At 39.8% G+C, this 14,486-nt stretch carries 13 protein-coding genes and 1 pseudogene; 7 read left to right on the top strand and 7 right to left on the bottom strand.

Features of this window, described 5'->3' with window-relative positions:
• Positions 1 to 103 precede the first annotated feature (103 nt).
• From MTN96_RS37055 to MTN96_RS19145, 5 genes and pseudogenes are all read right to left on the bottom strand, one after another.
• Positions 104 to 214: a trehalase family glycosidase gene (locus MTN96_RS37055; RefSeq protein ID WP_250654183.1), complete on the bottom strand. Its 111-nt coding sequence runs from the start codon at positions 212 to 214 to the stop codon at positions 104 to 106.
• Positions 171 to 572, bottom strand: coding sequence for a trehalase family glycosidase (locus tag MTN96_RS37145; RefSeq protein WP_308200673.1), 402 nt, complete (start codon positions 570 to 572; stop codon positions 171 to 173). The genes MTN96_RS37055 and MTN96_RS37145 overlap by 44 nt, the downstream gene beginning before the upstream one ends.
• A gap of 486 nt (positions 573 to 1,058) precedes the next feature.
• Positions 1,059 to 1,769 (bottom strand): VC0807 family protein, encoded by a 711-nt coding sequence (locus MTN96_RS19155; RefSeq protein ID WP_016900505.1) that lies wholly within the window; start codon positions 1,767 to 1,769, stop codon positions 1,059 to 1,061.
• A gap of 666 nt (positions 1,770 to 2,435) precedes the next feature.
• Positions 2,436 to 2,767 (bottom strand): annotated as a pseudogene (locus MTN96_RS19150) (metalloregulator ArsR/SmtB family transcription factor).
• Positions 2,768 to 2,966: 199 nt separating this feature from the next.
• Positions 2,967 to 3,395: an organic hydroperoxide resistance protein gene (locus MTN96_RS19145; protein WP_036983765.1), complete on the bottom strand. Its 429-nt coding sequence runs from the start codon at positions 3,393 to 3,395 to the stop codon at positions 2,967 to 2,969.
• Positions 3,396 to 3,523: 128 nt separating this feature from the next.
• Between MTN96_RS19145 and MTN96_RS19140 the strand changes: the two genes are divergently transcribed.
• Complete coding sequence (locus tag MTN96_RS19140) at positions 3,524 to 3,982, top strand: MarR family winged helix-turn-helix transcriptional regulator (protein ID WP_036983764.1); 459 nt, start codon at positions 3,524 to 3,526, stop codon at positions 3,980 to 3,982.
• Here MTN96_RS19140 and MTN96_RS19135 read toward each other — a convergent pair.
• Positions 3,971 to 4,870: a LysR family transcriptional regulator gene (locus tag MTN96_RS19135; protein WP_248532532.1), complete on the bottom strand. Its 900-nt coding sequence runs from the start codon at positions 4,868 to 4,870 to the stop codon at positions 3,971 to 3,973. The genes MTN96_RS19140 and MTN96_RS19135 overlap by 12 nt on opposite strands.
• Positions 4,871 to 4,984: 114 nt before the next feature.
• Between MTN96_RS19135 and MTN96_RS19130 the strand changes: the two genes are divergently transcribed.
• From MTN96_RS19130 to astB, 3 genes are all read left to right on the top strand, one after another.
• Positions 4,985 to 5,995, top strand: coding sequence for a zinc-binding alcohol dehydrogenase family protein (locus MTN96_RS19130; RefSeq protein WP_036983760.1), 1,011 nt, complete (start codon positions 4,985 to 4,987; stop codon positions 5,993 to 5,995).
• A gap of 2 nt (positions 5,996 to 5,997) precedes the next feature.
• Positions 5,998 to 7,101 (top strand): major royal jelly family protein, encoded by a 1,104-nt coding sequence (locus MTN96_RS19125; RefSeq protein WP_248532531.1) that lies wholly within the window; start codon positions 5,998 to 6,000, stop codon positions 7,099 to 7,101.
• A gap of 412 nt (positions 7,102 to 7,513) precedes the next feature.
• Positions 7,514 to 8,860 carry an N-succinylarginine dihydrolase gene (gene astB / locus MTN96_RS19120; RefSeq protein ID WP_248532530.1) on the top strand — a complete coding sequence of 449 codons (1,347 nt, stop codon included), beginning with the start codon at positions 7,514 to 7,516 and terminating at the stop codon, positions 8,858 to 8,860.
• 238 nt (positions 8,861 to 9,098) lie between these two features.
• Here astB and MTN96_RS19115 read toward each other — a convergent pair whose 3' ends face one another.
• Positions 9,099 to 9,956 (bottom strand): mechanosensitive ion channel family protein, encoded by an 858-nt coding sequence (locus tag MTN96_RS19115; protein ID WP_036983755.1) that lies wholly within the window; start codon positions 9,954 to 9,956, stop codon positions 9,099 to 9,101.
• A 348-nt stretch (positions 9,957 to 10,304) separates the two neighbouring features.
• Here MTN96_RS19115 and MTN96_RS19110 point away from each other — a divergent pair, with 348 nt between their 5' ends.
• The 3 genes from MTN96_RS19110 to MTN96_RS19100 all read left to right on the top strand — a co-directional run bounded on the left by MTN96_RS19110 (position 10,305) and on the right by MTN96_RS19100 (position 14,481).
• On the top strand, positions 10,305 to 11,303 hold the full coding sequence (locus MTN96_RS19110) for a DUF4382 domain-containing protein (RefSeq protein ID WP_248532529.1): 999 nt from the start codon (positions 10,305 to 10,307) through the stop codon (positions 11,301 to 11,303).
• Between the two features lie 227 nt (positions 11,304 to 11,530).
• Positions 11,531 to 12,211, top strand: coding sequence for an SDR family oxidoreductase (locus tag MTN96_RS19105; RefSeq protein WP_248532528.1), 681 nt, complete (start codon positions 11,531 to 11,533; stop codon positions 12,209 to 12,211).
• Between the two features lie 182 nt (positions 12,212 to 12,393).
• Positions 12,394 to 14,481, top strand: a complete 2,088-nt coding sequence (locus MTN96_RS19100) for a bifunctional diguanylate cyclase/phosphodiesterase (protein WP_248532527.1) — start codon at positions 12,394 to 12,396, stop codon at positions 14,479 to 14,481.
• Positions 14,482 to 14,486: the final 5 nt, after the last annotated feature.

Below are 14,486 nucleotides of genomic sequence, written 5' to 3'. Positions count from 1 at the left end.
ATAACCAACCCTTGAAACATTAAATTTACAACAATCGCCACATTACCTAAATTAACTACAAAACACAATGCTTCTTTGGTATGAGCCAATGAGTTTAGTTACCCTATAAAAGGGTATAAAAGCGTGATGTAACACCGTTAGTCCAACCAAATCCTTGTTGTACTTGATATTCACCCCCGCTCGCTGGCTTTTTGTTGCGGTGTGCATACGTTATATTTCTCCAACAAGCATTTATTTTCAATAAAATCTTGTTCTACCATTGTTAGCCAATTTTTCATTATGCGTGTAGCTAATTGATCAATACCATAATTACGCAAGCCTTTTACCGCAAACCATTGTAATGGAGCCCAGCCATTCGGGCTGTCCCATTGCTGTGGAGTATCAACAACCGTTGTTACAATACCACCTACTTTTAAAAACTGCTCGCTCAATACGTTTGCAACCAGTTCAGCTTGCTGTTGCGAGGCTAAATTAACAAAAAGCGGGGTACTTGCCGCTGCACTTAAAATAGCAGACGGCTTAGATACCTTATAATTATAATCAACAAAAAAACGCTGCTCAGGCCGCTCCACAGTGAGTTTATGTAGCCTTTTACACTGGTGGTATTTGCAGTCCCTTTCATGGTTAATAAAAGCGTTGTTATAAAATGCGCATCAACAAAGTCTCTTAATTGAGTCTTATTAAGGGGTGCTATTTGCTCATACTGTTTACAGGCACTTTGCCAATCAACACGCGCACTTGAAATGGCAGAGATGGCTAAAGCCCATAAAGTTGAGCCATTACGCATCAGTTTTTAACGCATTATACCTCATACAAGACGAGTTTCTATGGTGTTCAGGTCGAAGCCCAGGGACAATCCCTAAAAAGCTAAAAGAACTACGTGAAAACGGTAAACGGCTAATATTACCGGAGAAAAGAAAGCGAAAAGCTTATCCGCGAGCGGTGCTGGCAAAGACACAAAAATATCCGGTTAGATATAAATGAAAAAACACCACTCGTTCTTAAACGAGTGGTGTTATTATTTAACAACGGCTTTTTATTATAGATTATGGATAACCCTATTCAGCATTAACCATGTCTTCAAACTTCATACCGGTTAATTTAGTTAGTACTTTAATTACATAAACAAAAATACCAATGAGCATGAGCATAGACGGAATAGCAATTACCGGATAACTCAGTAACGTCATTTCGCCAAGCTGTTCGTTAAATTCAACGGAGCCTGCAGGGCTGGTAACAATCCATTTAGCAAGGATGTAATTCATCGTAGATGAAAACACAAAGGTAAGCGCTAATAAGTAATTAGCATTAGTAATCTTTTGTTTAAAGCTTTGTGTATTGCCTCGTGCATCTAAGGCATCGTAAATAGTATCTAGCTTAAATAAAAGTGAGTTTAATAAAAGTTTGGCTAGCAGGGGTTTACCAAAAAAACCCGACATCAACACGGTAAAACCAATGATTGCCGGAATAGCTGCTTCTTTTATAGCTAACCACTCAACGTTTAGCTCAAACAAGGCAATACCACCGGTAAGCAAAGTACTTAAAAAGCCTAAAAGCGAGATGAAGTTTAATGAGCCCGCTTTTATAAAATCATAAATCCCATAGCTAATGGGGAATATAAGCGCGACAATTAAACCAGCCACACTGCCTAAATATTCAGGGCCAGAAAACTTCATTAAAATGACTGAAGGGATGATGATATTAAAGACTATTTCGATAAGCGGATTATTTTTTTTACGCTTATTTGTAGCTTGATTATTACTGGTCATTTTTAGTTCCAAAAAATATTACTGCTGCCATTAATTTCCCCTTATGTGGAATAAATAATGCTAAACATTGCTTCTTTGCATAATACTCGCAATACGCTCGCCATTCTAGCATGGCACTTAGTCGTATTATTTTATTATGTAGCGCTTACTCTGCAGTAATATAGGTATAAATTGAGGCGTTAATTAAATCACCAGTCGTATTTTCAGCCCTCAAAGACTATATTAAAGCTACAAAAAATGTAACTCTTCATTAAGACAAACTATTTTCTAAGGATCATTTTTAGCTATTTGCTGATCCTGCCAGTATGCCAAGCTAGAGCGATTACCCTATCGCTCTAGCTTTAATGAATTTAAACAGCATAAATATCACTAAAATAGTTGAGCAAACTAAAATTCAGTTACAAGAAGATAAAACACTCTCGCCAGCGTTGAAGATGTCTATTGAACTCATTCTTGTTGTCGTTGTTATGCTAGCTAACCTGAACTCCGGATAATAAATCCATCTCAAGCAGCTACTTTCAGCGCTAACTGCGTTGAATTTACTTGCAATAGGCGACTATTGACACGTAATTTCGCCTTGTTTTCACTAAAAATCTCTAGCTAGAGATAAATAAACACAAATATCTTTTATTGATTCAATGTGTTAGTAAATCTCTTAATCAGAGTTCAGGGACGCTTGCCCATCACATTTAAACGCTGTAATTGATACTCATAAAATGTAGGGGTGGCATGTAATGTTTTTGTAATTACATCTTTCGCCCAATCAGGTAGTGATTTATTTAAGCTATAGAACACCCATTGATTTTGCTTACGATCAGCAAGCAAACCGCATTGACGTAATACAGCTAAATGCCGTGAAATTTAGGCTGGCTTACATCAAGTGCCGCCACTAATTCACATACACATAACTCATCTTCATGCGCAATAAGCAGTATTGTCTTTAAGCGGGTGTCATCAGCGATACATTTAAAAAAATGCAGAGGATTTAGTTTATTCATACAGTGTAGTCTTGTTTTGCATACAACAATATATGAAAAGAAAGACATATGGAGTAGTGAAAATATGAAATTTCATATATACAGGTAAAGTTATCTATTTTCCGCGTCAACTCAAGTTTGGCTTTTTAGAGATGTGCCCAATAAAAAACACGCAATGATCACTCATGGCGTGTTTTTATAAACAATATAAAGGGGTTAATTAAATAACCGACAACTCTACTTCAATATTGCCGCGAGTTGCATTTGAATATGGACATACTTGATGTGCTTTCTCTACCAAGGCTTGTGCCGCTGCTTTGTCCATATCACCTAATGATACAGCCAATTTTACAGCAATACCAAAACCGGCATCAATCGCACCAATAGACACTTCAGAGTTAATGTAAGTATCACTTGGCAGGGCAATTTTTTCGCTACCCGCTACAAACTTAAGTGCACCAATAAAACAGGCAGCATAACCTGCTGCAAATAATTGCTCTGGGTTTGTGCCTTGTCCGTCGTCACCACCTAGCCCTTTTGGGGTTGATAGTTTTACATCTAAACGGCCATCGTCAGATTTAGCTACACCTTCACGGCCACCGGTTGCAGTTGCTTTTGCCGTGTAGGCAACGTTTTGTAATACATTCATAGTGAACTCCAAAGTTTATCAATCAATTTAATTTGCATACAAAATAATAGAGCAAGTAATTAGAGATTGCAAATACTTTGCATGCAAATTAAAATGTTTTTTGAATTTAAGGTATTTAGGAGTTAGGTATGTCGTTTGAGCAATTAAAGTTAAAAAATCAGCTGTGTCATAGGTTATATATGGCATCAAATAGCATTGCACGCGCTTACCGTGAACCTTTGGCTGCACTTAACTTAACGTATCCGCAATATGTAGTAATGATGGCGCTGTGGGAGCAAGACAAAATAACCATAGCGCAGCTAATAGATAAAACCGCTATTGATGGCGGCGCTATGACCCAAATACTCAAAAAAATGACCGAAAAGTCTCTGTTAGCCGTTATTAAAGACGAGCACGACAAGCGCAAGCGCCTAATTCAGCTTACCCATCGTGGGCAAGCCCTTAAAAACGAAGCCGCTGATATTCCAAAAAATATATTATGTAAGTTTGAAAGTGTAGACCCTACGCAAGCCAAACAGCTTATGCAGCTGCTTGATTTAGTAGTAAACGATTTAAATACTAAAAGCGACGATGAGTTAGCCAACTAACGCGGTTATTTTTTGTTGAATAAACGCCCTAAATGCGGTGATCACCGGGGTCATTTGGCGTCGGTCGGCGTACATCATATAAAGCGGTAGCGGATCGCTTTGCCACTGTGGGCATAAATGAACGAGCTCCCCGCTTGCTAAATTATCAATGACATCCAAGTACGATTTATACGCAATGCCTTTGCCCTCTAGCGCCCAGCGCCTCACCATTTCACCATCGTTTACTATATGTTGGCAATTTAGATGTACTTTTTGTACTGCGCCATTTTTATAAAAACGCCACTCTTTAAACACTTCACCAAAACGCATAAAGGTAATGGTAGTGTGCTGCGTTAAGTTAAGGGGGTGTGTAAGCAATCCATTTTTTGCTACATATTCAGCAGAGGCCACTAAAATACGCGCATTATTTAAAAATAGTGGCGCTGCAATTAACTGCGAATCTTTTGGTACACCAAAGCGCAGTGCAATATCAATTGATTGGCTATAAATGTCGCTTACTTCGTCACTTAAGTGCAGTTTAAGTTTTACATTCGGGTATTGCGCTAAAAACTCATTAAGCCATTCACTTAGTTTATTTCGCCCTAAATCACACGGGGCCGATACCTGTAGTGTCCCTGTTACTTCGCCTACTGCAGTTTGCACTGCGGCTACCCCTTGTTGAATAAGCGACAGTGAATCTTTGGCATAAGTTAAAAACTGCTCTCCTGCCACACTTAAGCGTAAGCTGCGGGTTGAGCGAATAAACAGTACGTTTCCTAAATCTTTTTCTAGGCGCTTAATAGCTGCACTTACCGCCGCTGGGGTTTGCGCGTTTTGCCGTGCGGCTTCAGAAATACTGGCGCAACTAGCTACATCTATAAAAGTTTGAATATCGTTAAATGATCGCATATTTTCAATTAAAATTTGAAAGTGCTTTAGTTTTTCATGTCTTTTTCTATTTTTCAACTGAGCTATAGTACTTATTAAGTTAAAAGTACTTAGTTAAAATCATCAGGAACGCACATGAAAGCATTTGGATACAGCAAAAACACTAAAACGCTTACAACAAGCTCTATACAAGAAATTGAGCTTGATACCCCAACCGCTACCGGGCACGACCTACTTATTGAAGTAAATGCTATTTCAATAAACCCAGTAGATACAAAAATACGTGCAAATGTAGCGCCGGAACAAGGCTACAAAGTATTAGGTTGGGACGGCGTAGGCATTGTAAAAGCCGTTGGCGAGTCAGTATCGTTATTTAATGTGGGGGATCGTGTATTTTACGCCGGCGATTTATCGCGCCAAGGCAGTAATGCGCAATTTCAATTAGTTGACGAGCGCATTGTAGGGCGTGCGCCTAAAACATTAACCGACGCACAAGCCGCAGCACTGCCGCTAACCAGTATTACCGCCTACGAAATGCTGTTTGACCGCCTGCAAGTGCCTAAAAATAAGCAAAATACTCAGCAATCTATTTTAGTTATTGGCGCCGCAGGTGGCGTTGGTTCTATTTTAGTACAGCTTGCCAAGCAACTTACTGGGCTAAATGTGGTTGGTACTGCATCACGCGAGCAAAGCGTAACCTGGCTTAAAGAGTTAGGCGCCGATCACGTGCTCGATCATTCTAAAAACTTAAACGAGCAGCGCAAAGAGCTCGGTTTAGCTGAGTTTGATTACGTTATTGGATTAACTCATACCGACCAATACCAAGACCAAATAGTGGAGTGCATTAAGCCCCAAGGTAAATTTGCGCTAATAGATGACCCTACATCGTTCGATATTTTAAAATTTAAACCTAAATCTATATCGGTTCATTGGGAATTTATGTTTACCCGCTCGCTATTTACTACACCCGATATAACAGCGCAGCACACCTTACTTAATGAAATTAGTGAGCTGATAGACTCAGGTACGCTTAAAACCACACTTGGGCAAAATTTAGGCCCAATAAACGCCGCTAATTTATATAAAGCGCATCAAATTTTAGAATCGCACACCTCACGCGGTAAACTTGTTTTAGAAGGCTTTTAAACATGATCAAGATTAAAAAATTACTTTTAATTGCAGCCTGCAGTGCAGCGTTTTTAACCAGCAGTGTGTTTGCTAATACCGCTAATCAAAATGCTGATTTAAAAACAGTCGCCACATTTGGCACGCAACACCCACCGGGTAACATTGCTATTACGCCATCGGGTCGTAAGTTTTTATCGGTACATGGTTTTTACGGCCAAAAACAAAAAATTATGGAGCTATTAAGTGATGGCACCACCAAACCCTACCCTAATGAAGAATGGGCATACGCGTATAAAAACGGCAAAGGGTTTTACGATGTACTTGGCATAAATGTATCAGCCGATGGCGTATTATGGATGCTTGATACATCAGGCCCTGATCATGCTGGGCGTTTAGTCGGTTGGGATACCAATAAAGAGCAACTATATAAAATAATTTACTTAGCTAAACCCACCATTACCGACACCTCGTTTTTAAACGATTTAGTCATCGATAATAAACACGGTGTTGTATACATTGCCGACACCGCACAAGGCAGCCAAGCCGCTATTATTATCGTAAATTTAAAAACTGGTGAGGCGCGCAGAGTATTACAAAATAGCTCATACACCACAGCCGAAAACATCGACATGGTCATTGAAGGGCGCACCATGAAACTAGGCGGTCAACCAGCTCGTTTAGGCGTAAACCCAATCACACTCGACCCAAGCGAACAGTGGCTTTACTTTGGCTCTATGTCTGGCACGTCGGTTTACCGTATTGCCACAAGCGATATTAACAATAAAAGCCTGAGCGCAAGCGCCCTTGAGAGTAAAGTAACGCGTTACGGCTCTAAACCCATGTCAGATGGCATTATTGTTGATGGCGGCGGCAATGTGTATGTTACCGACATAACCAATGGCGCAATTGGCGTAGTAAAGCCAAGTGGTAACTACCAAGTATTATTTAAAGACGAGCGCTTAAGCTGGCCAGATGGCTTTAGTTATGGCGCTGATCATAAAATATACTTTACCGTAAATGAGCTACATCGCTCGCCAGTATTAAATAACGGTAAAAATGCCAGCCAAGGAAAATTTAGTGTGCTGTCGTTCGACCCGCTAGTAAAAGGTAAGGTAGGTCGCTAATTACAGCGTAAAAACCCAAGCCACGCACCTGCTGCGTGGCATTTTGGTGCAACTTTTAGGCCTTTTAGCCCCAAAGTGGTGCTAAGCGTTTAAAAGTTATTTTTTAGTTGTTTAATAAATACCTGATTTATATTCATAAAATATTTACTTAACAGTTGGCATAATTCTTCCACAGTAACAATGTGTTCAGTGAAACTTTCAAGGAAAATACCATGGCTAACCTATACCACACCCTCTACCTACTCTGGCGTTTAGACATTAGCGTATGGCAGGTAAACGATCCGAGTAATACCCATACTACGTGCGACAAAGAGCGAGTTTACAGCCAATAGATTTGGTATTTATATACTTTGCAAGCACAGCCATTGCGTTGTATTGTTAAGTAACTAAAAACAATATAATTGGAACGTGTATGCACGCCTTAGAAGTAAGTTTTGATGGCTTAGTTGGCCCTACTCACAACTATGCGGGTTTATCGTATGGTAACGTTGCCTCGTTAAACAATGCGGCGAGTATTTCAAACCCACAAGAAGCTGTGTTACAGGGCCTTGAAAAAATGAAAGCCATGCACGACAAAGGCTTAACACAAGGTGTGTTTGCACCCCACGCACGCCCCGATTTAAACGTACTACGTCGCCTAGGTTTTACTGGCAACGACTCGCAAGTTATTCAAAAAGCATTTAAAGCCGACCCTATTTTATTGCGCGCGTGTTATTCGGCCTCTGCAATGTGGACTGCCAATGCCGCCACTGTGTCACCTTCGCCAGATACCCTCGATGGCAAAGTGCATTTTACTTCAGCTAATTTAAACAATAAGTTCCATCGCTCGCTAGAGCCAGCTACCACTACCCGCTTACTAAAAGCCATGTTTAATAACGATAGCTACTTTGCACACCATACACATTTACCCGATCAGGGCTTTTTTGGCGACGAAGGGGCCGCTAACCACACCCGACTTTGCGACAGCCACGGCGAGCAAGGCCTAGAAATGTTTGTATTTGGCGCAAGTGCCTTTAACAGCCAACTACCAAAACCGGTTAAGTTTCCTGCAAGGCAAACATTAGAGGCCTCAGAAGCCATTTGCCGATTACATAATTTAAAAGAATCGAGCCAAATACTATTACAACAAAACCCTGATGTGATTGACCAAGGGGTGTTCCATAATGATGTAATCGCGGTGGGTAACGCCAATGTTTTATTATGCCATCAGCAGGCGTTTTTAAATCAAACGCAAGCATTAGACGATATTCGCGAAGCTTATGTAGGTAACAAACAGCTATACATAATTGAAGTACCTACCGATAAAGTAAGTATTAGCGATGCAGTAAGCAGTTACTTATTTAATAGCCAATTAGTAAGCCTAGATGATGGCTCAATGCTATTAGTAGCGCCACAAGAATGCCAGCGTAATCCTGCTGTAAAAGCGTATATTGAAGAAATGATTATTGCCGATAACCCCATAAATCAAGTACAGTTTTTTGATTTACGCCAAAGCATGCAAAATGGCGGCGGACCTGCTTGTTTGCGTTTACGTGTGGCGCTTAATAGTCAAGAATTAGCAGCGGTAAATCCAGAGGTTATTTTAAATGAGCAAAAGTACACCCAATTATGTGATTGGGCTACGCGCCATTACCGCGATAAACTCGGTGCTAACGACTTTGCCGATCCAGCGTTATTAACCGAAAGTTATCAAGCGCTTGATGAGTTAACCCAACTGCTTAATTTAGGCTCAGTGTACGACTTTCAATTAGAAGGTTAATACATCAACCAACACAAAGGTTAATACAAAAATAGCGAGCCAAGGCTCGCTATTTTTATTTATGCTTATGCTAATAGAGTTTAAACGTTTTTTATACCAATTCGCTTAATTAAGTGATCTATTTTGAGGCTGGAAAAACGTGTTGATAACTAGGCAAAAAATTCGTTATTTAGTTATTCTAAATGAGAATTTTTTAACGCAGGTAGCGACACGTTTAGCCCCGCAAAATGATTAAGTATTATTGCGGATTGGTATTAACCGTTAGTGCCGATGCCATCGACTCAGATATATGCAGCGTTCGCTGCGGAAACGGAATACTCAGCCCCGCGCCTTCTATGGCCTCTTTAACGCGTTTATTTAAATCCCACACGGTTTGCCAGTAATCGCCATTTACAGCCCAAGCACGTAATTGTATATTTACTGCGCTTTCGCCTATTGAGGTAACCATTACTTTAGGTGCAGGCTCTGCGAGTAGTCGGCTTTCTGATTCGGCGAGTTCTTTAAGTACATTTAAGCCTACATCAATAGAGTCGGCGTACGAAATTCCCACCACTATATCCATACGCCTTTTACCGTTACGGGTAAAGTTTTTAATGTTGCCGCCCCATACTTTACCGTTAGGCGATGCGATATAAAGGCCGTCGGTGGTTTTAAAAATGGTCGTAAATAAGTTTATTTCTTTTACTGTGCCAAGCGTGCCGCTTGCATCTACAAAATCGCCTATTTTAAATGGCCTAAGTATTAATAGCATAATGCCAGCGGCAATATTACTTAAGGTGTTTTTAAGCGCCAAACCTATGGCTAAACCCGCCGCGCCCATTAGCGCTATTAAGCTTGCCGTATTAACACCAAAAATATCTAAAATAAACAGCCCTGCAATTATGTAAACTAAATACCCCGCAATGCTCGATAACAGCGGCATAAGTGTTTCGTCTACCTTTTTTAATGGCGACTTAGAGTTTTTAATCGCTTTTTTAACCGAGCGCGCAATAAGTGCACTCGTAACTAAAATAGCCAAGGCTAACACCACTTTGTAACCCAAAGTGATGATGGTTTCTGAATGGCTTTGCCAAAACACAATAAGTTTATCTTTCATACGTATTCCAAAAAAATGGGCTGATTATCAGCAAGAATTAAATCTATACACTTCAAAAGAAGTGGCAGGAGTATATAGTAAAAATTTTAAAGCGATAGCATTAAAATAAGTAGAAGGTGTGCCTATATCAGCAAATTAATTGGGCAAGGTTTTTCTTTTTTTCGCTTAAATTTTCACACTTAAAACCTTAGTGCTCACAAACTAGTTAACCTATGGCGTACATACTTTTGTTCAAAAATACGCAAAGTAAAATAAAGATTAATTTCAAGTAACTATTCTAAAAACCTGTTCAATCTAAATTCAGCTTAGATCTTCTACGATCCGCTTTATAAACTAAAGGAGTAAATCATGAATTTTAAATCAACATTAGTCAGCAGCGCCGTTCTTTTTGCATTAGCCGGGTGTGGCTCTTCAAGTGATGACAATGACACAACACCGCCACAATCTAGCGACAAGTCAACCTTTAGCCTTGGTGTGTCAGATGCGCCGGTTAGTGGTTTAAAAGCGGTTAACGTCGTGTTTGATTCAATCACGATTAAAACGCAAGGCGATGAAGAATTTAGTTTTGAAACCCGAAGTGAAGCTGACGCATCTCAACCACAAATGGTTAATTTGCTCGATTACACCGGGGACGATGTTTTTGAACTGCTTGACGATCAAGAAGTGCCAGCAGGCGAATACTCGTGGATCCGCGCTCAGGTTATAAATGGCGATACTAATAACCTTAGCTTTACATCTCACGTAGTATACGAAGACGACAGCATTGCTCCGCTCGTGGTAAAAAGAAAAGGGAATGATGGTGTAGGCGAAATACAACTCGATGGCTTTACACTTAACCAAACTGATAACGACTTTGTTTTAGAATTTGACCTAAAAAAATCGCTGGTCGATCCCCAAAATAATGAGGAGATCTTTTTAAAACCTAGAGGCGTACGATTACAAAATCTTTCTGAATCACAAGAAATTGAAGGCACAGTAAGCCAAGCGCTTATTAATAACTGTGAAACAGACAATATCGCCACTGCTGCTGCAGATTCAACGTTTGGACACGCCGTATATTTATATTCATCAGATGCTCAAGTACCTAAAGATATATACGAAATAGATGAGCAAACCCCAGAAGATGCTCCACTTGCGACCGCAAATGTTGTATTTGACCAAGACGATAACCAATATGAGTTTGAGCTTGCTTTCATTACACCGGGAGACTACCAACTTGGCTATACGTGCACCGCACATATAGACGATGCAGAGCTAGAAGATACTGATTTCACTGTTTATCAACTTAAGCAAATTAGTGTACCGCAAACTGAGGACCTTTCAGTTAGCTTTGACATAACACAATAAACGTATAGCGCACTTTTAGGTGCGCTTTTTTATAAAAAGTATAACAAAAACGAACACTCCACCTTTGCAAAAACCCATTAAAGCCACTCATCTAACATCATCCAAATAATTCATTCGAAAAGTGACCTGCATTCAAGTACAGTTAAACCAGAACTGGTACAGTTAATAGCACGTATTAGTTAAACCGTTCTTATCATTTTGAATATGTAAACATAGGAGAAATAATCATGGCGAAAGAAAAAGTAGTTCTAATTACAGGTGCCTCTAGTGGCATAGGTGAAGCGAGTGCAAAAACATTAGTTAATAATGGCCACAAAGTGATCTTAACCGCGCGCAGCGAAGATAAACTCAATAAACTAGTTGACGAGTTAGGCCATGAAAATGCATTTAGCGTTTCAGCCGATGCCACTCAGTTTAGCGAGCTTGAGAATGTAGTGAGTAAAGGCGTTGAAAAATTTGGCCGATTAGACGTAGCATTCGCTAACGCAGGCATGGGTGTATCATCACCAGGTACAGAGAATGGCGACCCCAATGAGTGGTCAGCCATGGTTGACCTTAATATTAAAGCATTGCTTTGGACTGCTAAACTCACTTTGCCTCATTTACGTGAAAACCAAGGACATTTTATTTTAACCAGCTCTGCAGCAGGGCGAAGACCCATTGACGGCTCTATTTATGGTGCCACTAAATGGTTTGCCCATGGCTTTGGTCAAAACCTTGCAGAAGAAATGAAACCTTGGCATGGCCGATGTACCACCATAGCCCCTGGAATGGTAAACACCCCATTTTTTGATGAAGCAAAACCAGATAAGCTCGACCCTCAAGACGTGGCCGACGCCGTATTGTTTGCCATTGAAGCTAATCAGCGTAATAGCGTACGCGAAATCTATTTAATGCCCACCAACTAATAATAAAATGTAAAGGCCAATGTTTATTGGCCTTTACTATAAAAGTGCTTACCTGTGTTTTATTCAAATCACTATCTATTCAATCAATAAAAAATCACTTATTGAAACGCCGCTTACCATGCTAAATCACAATTTTATGTCTATTATATAAATAAAGTAATTCAATAACTGGAACCTATTTAATGGCTCCCAATAAAACTAATAATATACCGACTCATCAATATGTTACAAATGACCCATTGCACCAGCTTTTTGATGCTGTCGATTCTATCTCAGTACAAGGTTACGATGAGCAAAGACGTGTTATTTATTGGAACAAAGGCAGTGAATTGCTTTATGGGTATACACACCAAGAAGCCATTGGCAAAAAACTCGAAAATTTAATTATACCCGCACCAATGCGAGAGCCCGTTATTAAAGCGCATAGTAATTGGATTAAGTATGATATTGAAATTCCCGCATCAGAACTCATACTCAGACATAAAAATGGCAATGAGGTAGCCGTATTTTCAAGCCATGTTATGTTTACCAATCAGTACAATACCAAACAAATGTACTGTATTGATATTGATCTGTCTGAGGTTCACAAAGCACAAGCAGAAGCCGTATTTAATGCCACCATGCTCAAAACTTTATTTGAGGCAATTCCTGATTTATTTTTTGTACTAGAGCAAAATAGCACTATTACTGACTACCATGCAAACAATGAAAACGATTTATATATTTCACCTAACCAGTTTATTGGTAAAAAAATGGTGGATGTATTACCTGAAAAAATAGCGCAAAAGTTTCAGGTTCATATAGAAAAAACGATAGCACAAGACAGTATGGTCAGTTTTGAATACGAATTAAGCATGCCTGAAGGCGTAATTTATTACGAAGCGAGATTGCGTTTATTGCCCAAAACAAACCAAATTATGGTGATTATTCGTGATATTAGCGAACTACACCGCTCCGCTGAACTAATTCGCCATCAGGCCCACTTTGATAGTTTAACCGATTTGCCTAATCGCTTTTTATCTCTAGACCGCTTATCACAAATATTACTGGAAGCACAAAAGAGCCACGAAAAAGCCGCCGTGTTCTTTTTAGATCTTGATGACTTTAAAAAAGTAAATGACTCTTTAGGCCATGAAGTGGGGGATAAATTATTAATTGCGGCAGCAGCAAGATTACAGCAAACACTTAAAAAAAATGACACAATAGGCCGATTGGGCGGCGATGAGTTTATTGTTTTAATATCCAATTTAAATGATGAAAGCGATGCTTTAGCGATTGCTGAGCGGTTACTTCAAGCATTTAAGAAACCATTTAAACTTGTAGGTAGAGACTTAATACTGACATTAAGTATTGGTATTGCTATTTCCCCTAAGGATGGCACCTGCGCCTCGGTGTTGTTACGAAATGCCGACACCGCTATGTACCAAGCAAAAACCATGGGGCGAAACACGTTCTCTTTTTTCACCCCACAAATGAACGTCGCCATGCGTCGCCGCTTTGAAATAGAAGAGCAAATGCATGGTGCACTAGAGCGTAATGAATTTGAGCTTTATTACCAACCACAAATAGATGTAAAAACAAACACTATCGTTGGCGCTGAAGCTTTGCTTCGTTGGCATAATATAGTGTTAGGGGAAATCACCCCAGATGAGTTTATCCCAATTGCAGAGCAAACCGGCTTAATTGCGCCTATTGGTGTATTTGTTCTTCAACAAGCCTTACGCTTTTTAAATGAATGGCAATCAATTAACAAGCAAAACTATACCATGGCGATTAATTTATCACCGCGCCAATTCAGAGACCCGGAACTGGTCAATATAATTAAACACACTCTGCATAAAAATAGTATTAATAATGAATGTTTAGAGCTGGAAATTACCGAAGGGGTGCTGATGAATAGCCAAGCGTCAATTCATGATGCCTTATTGCAAATTGATGAGCTGGGCATAAAGCTGTCAATGGACGACTTTGGCACAGGCTATTCATCATTAAGTTACTTACGAGAATACCCTTTTGATGTGCTAAAAATTGACCGCAGCTTTATTACTGGCATAACAGATAACAAGGCAGACTGTAATTTAGTGAAAGCGGCCATAGCTATGTCACACAGCCTAGAAATAAAAGTAGTGGCTGAGGGGGTAGAAACCAAAGAGCAGCTAGATTTACTCAACGAGCTAAACTGCGATATTGCTCAGGGATTTTATTTAAGTAAGCCCTTGCCGGCCGCCAAGCTGCTCAATTTTTCATTGCGTTACTTAAAAGCACTTTAGTTAAA

The organism is Pseudoalteromonas sp. 2CM28B, assembly GCF_023161935.1.
This window is presented reverse-complemented; position numbering and strand designations above follow the sequence as displayed.

Excerpts from the sequence above, each read along its gene's own strand:
- MTN96_RS19125 (WP_248532531.1), top strand. The coding sequence starts at position 5,998 with ATGATCAAGATTAAAAAATTACTTTTAATTGCAGCCTGCAGTGCAGCG.
- MTN96_RS19145 (WP_036983765.1), bottom strand. The coding sequence starts at position 3,395 with ATGAATGTATTACAAAACGTTGCCTACACGGCAAAAGCAACTGCAACC.
- MTN96_RS19130 (WP_036983760.1), top strand. The coding sequence starts at position 4,985 with ATGAAAGCATTTGGATACAGCAAAAACACTAAAACGCTTACAACAAGC.
- MTN96_RS19105 (WP_248532528.1), top strand. The coding sequence starts at position 11,531 with ATGGCGAAAGAAAAAGTAGTTCTAATTACAGGTGCCTCTAGTGGCATA.
- MTN96_RS19135 (WP_248532532.1), bottom strand. The coding sequence starts at position 4,870 with ATGCGATCATTTAACGATATTCAAACTTTTATAGATGTAGCTAGTTGC.
- MTN96_RS19115 (WP_036983755.1), bottom strand. The coding sequence starts at position 9,956 with ATGAAAGATAAACTTATTGTGTTTTGGCAAAGCCATTCAGAAACCATC.
- astB (WP_248532530.1), top strand. The coding sequence starts at position 7,514 with ATGCACGCCTTAGAAGTAAGTTTTGATGGCTTAGTTGGCCCTACTCAC.
- MTN96_RS19100 (WP_248532527.1), top strand. The coding sequence starts at position 12,394 with ATGGCTCCCAATAAAACTAATAATATACCGACTCATCAATATGTTACA.
- MTN96_RS19110 (WP_248532529.1), top strand. The coding sequence starts at position 10,305 with ATGAATTTTAAATCAACATTAGTCAGCAGCGCCGTTCTTTTTGCATTA.
- MTN96_RS19155 (WP_016900505.1), bottom strand. The coding sequence starts at position 1,769 with ATGACCAGTAATAATCAAGCTACAAATAAGCGTAAAAAAAATAATCCG.
- MTN96_RS19140 (WP_036983764.1), top strand. The coding sequence starts at position 3,524 with ATGTCGTTTGAGCAATTAAAGTTAAAAAATCAGCTGTGTCATAGGTTA.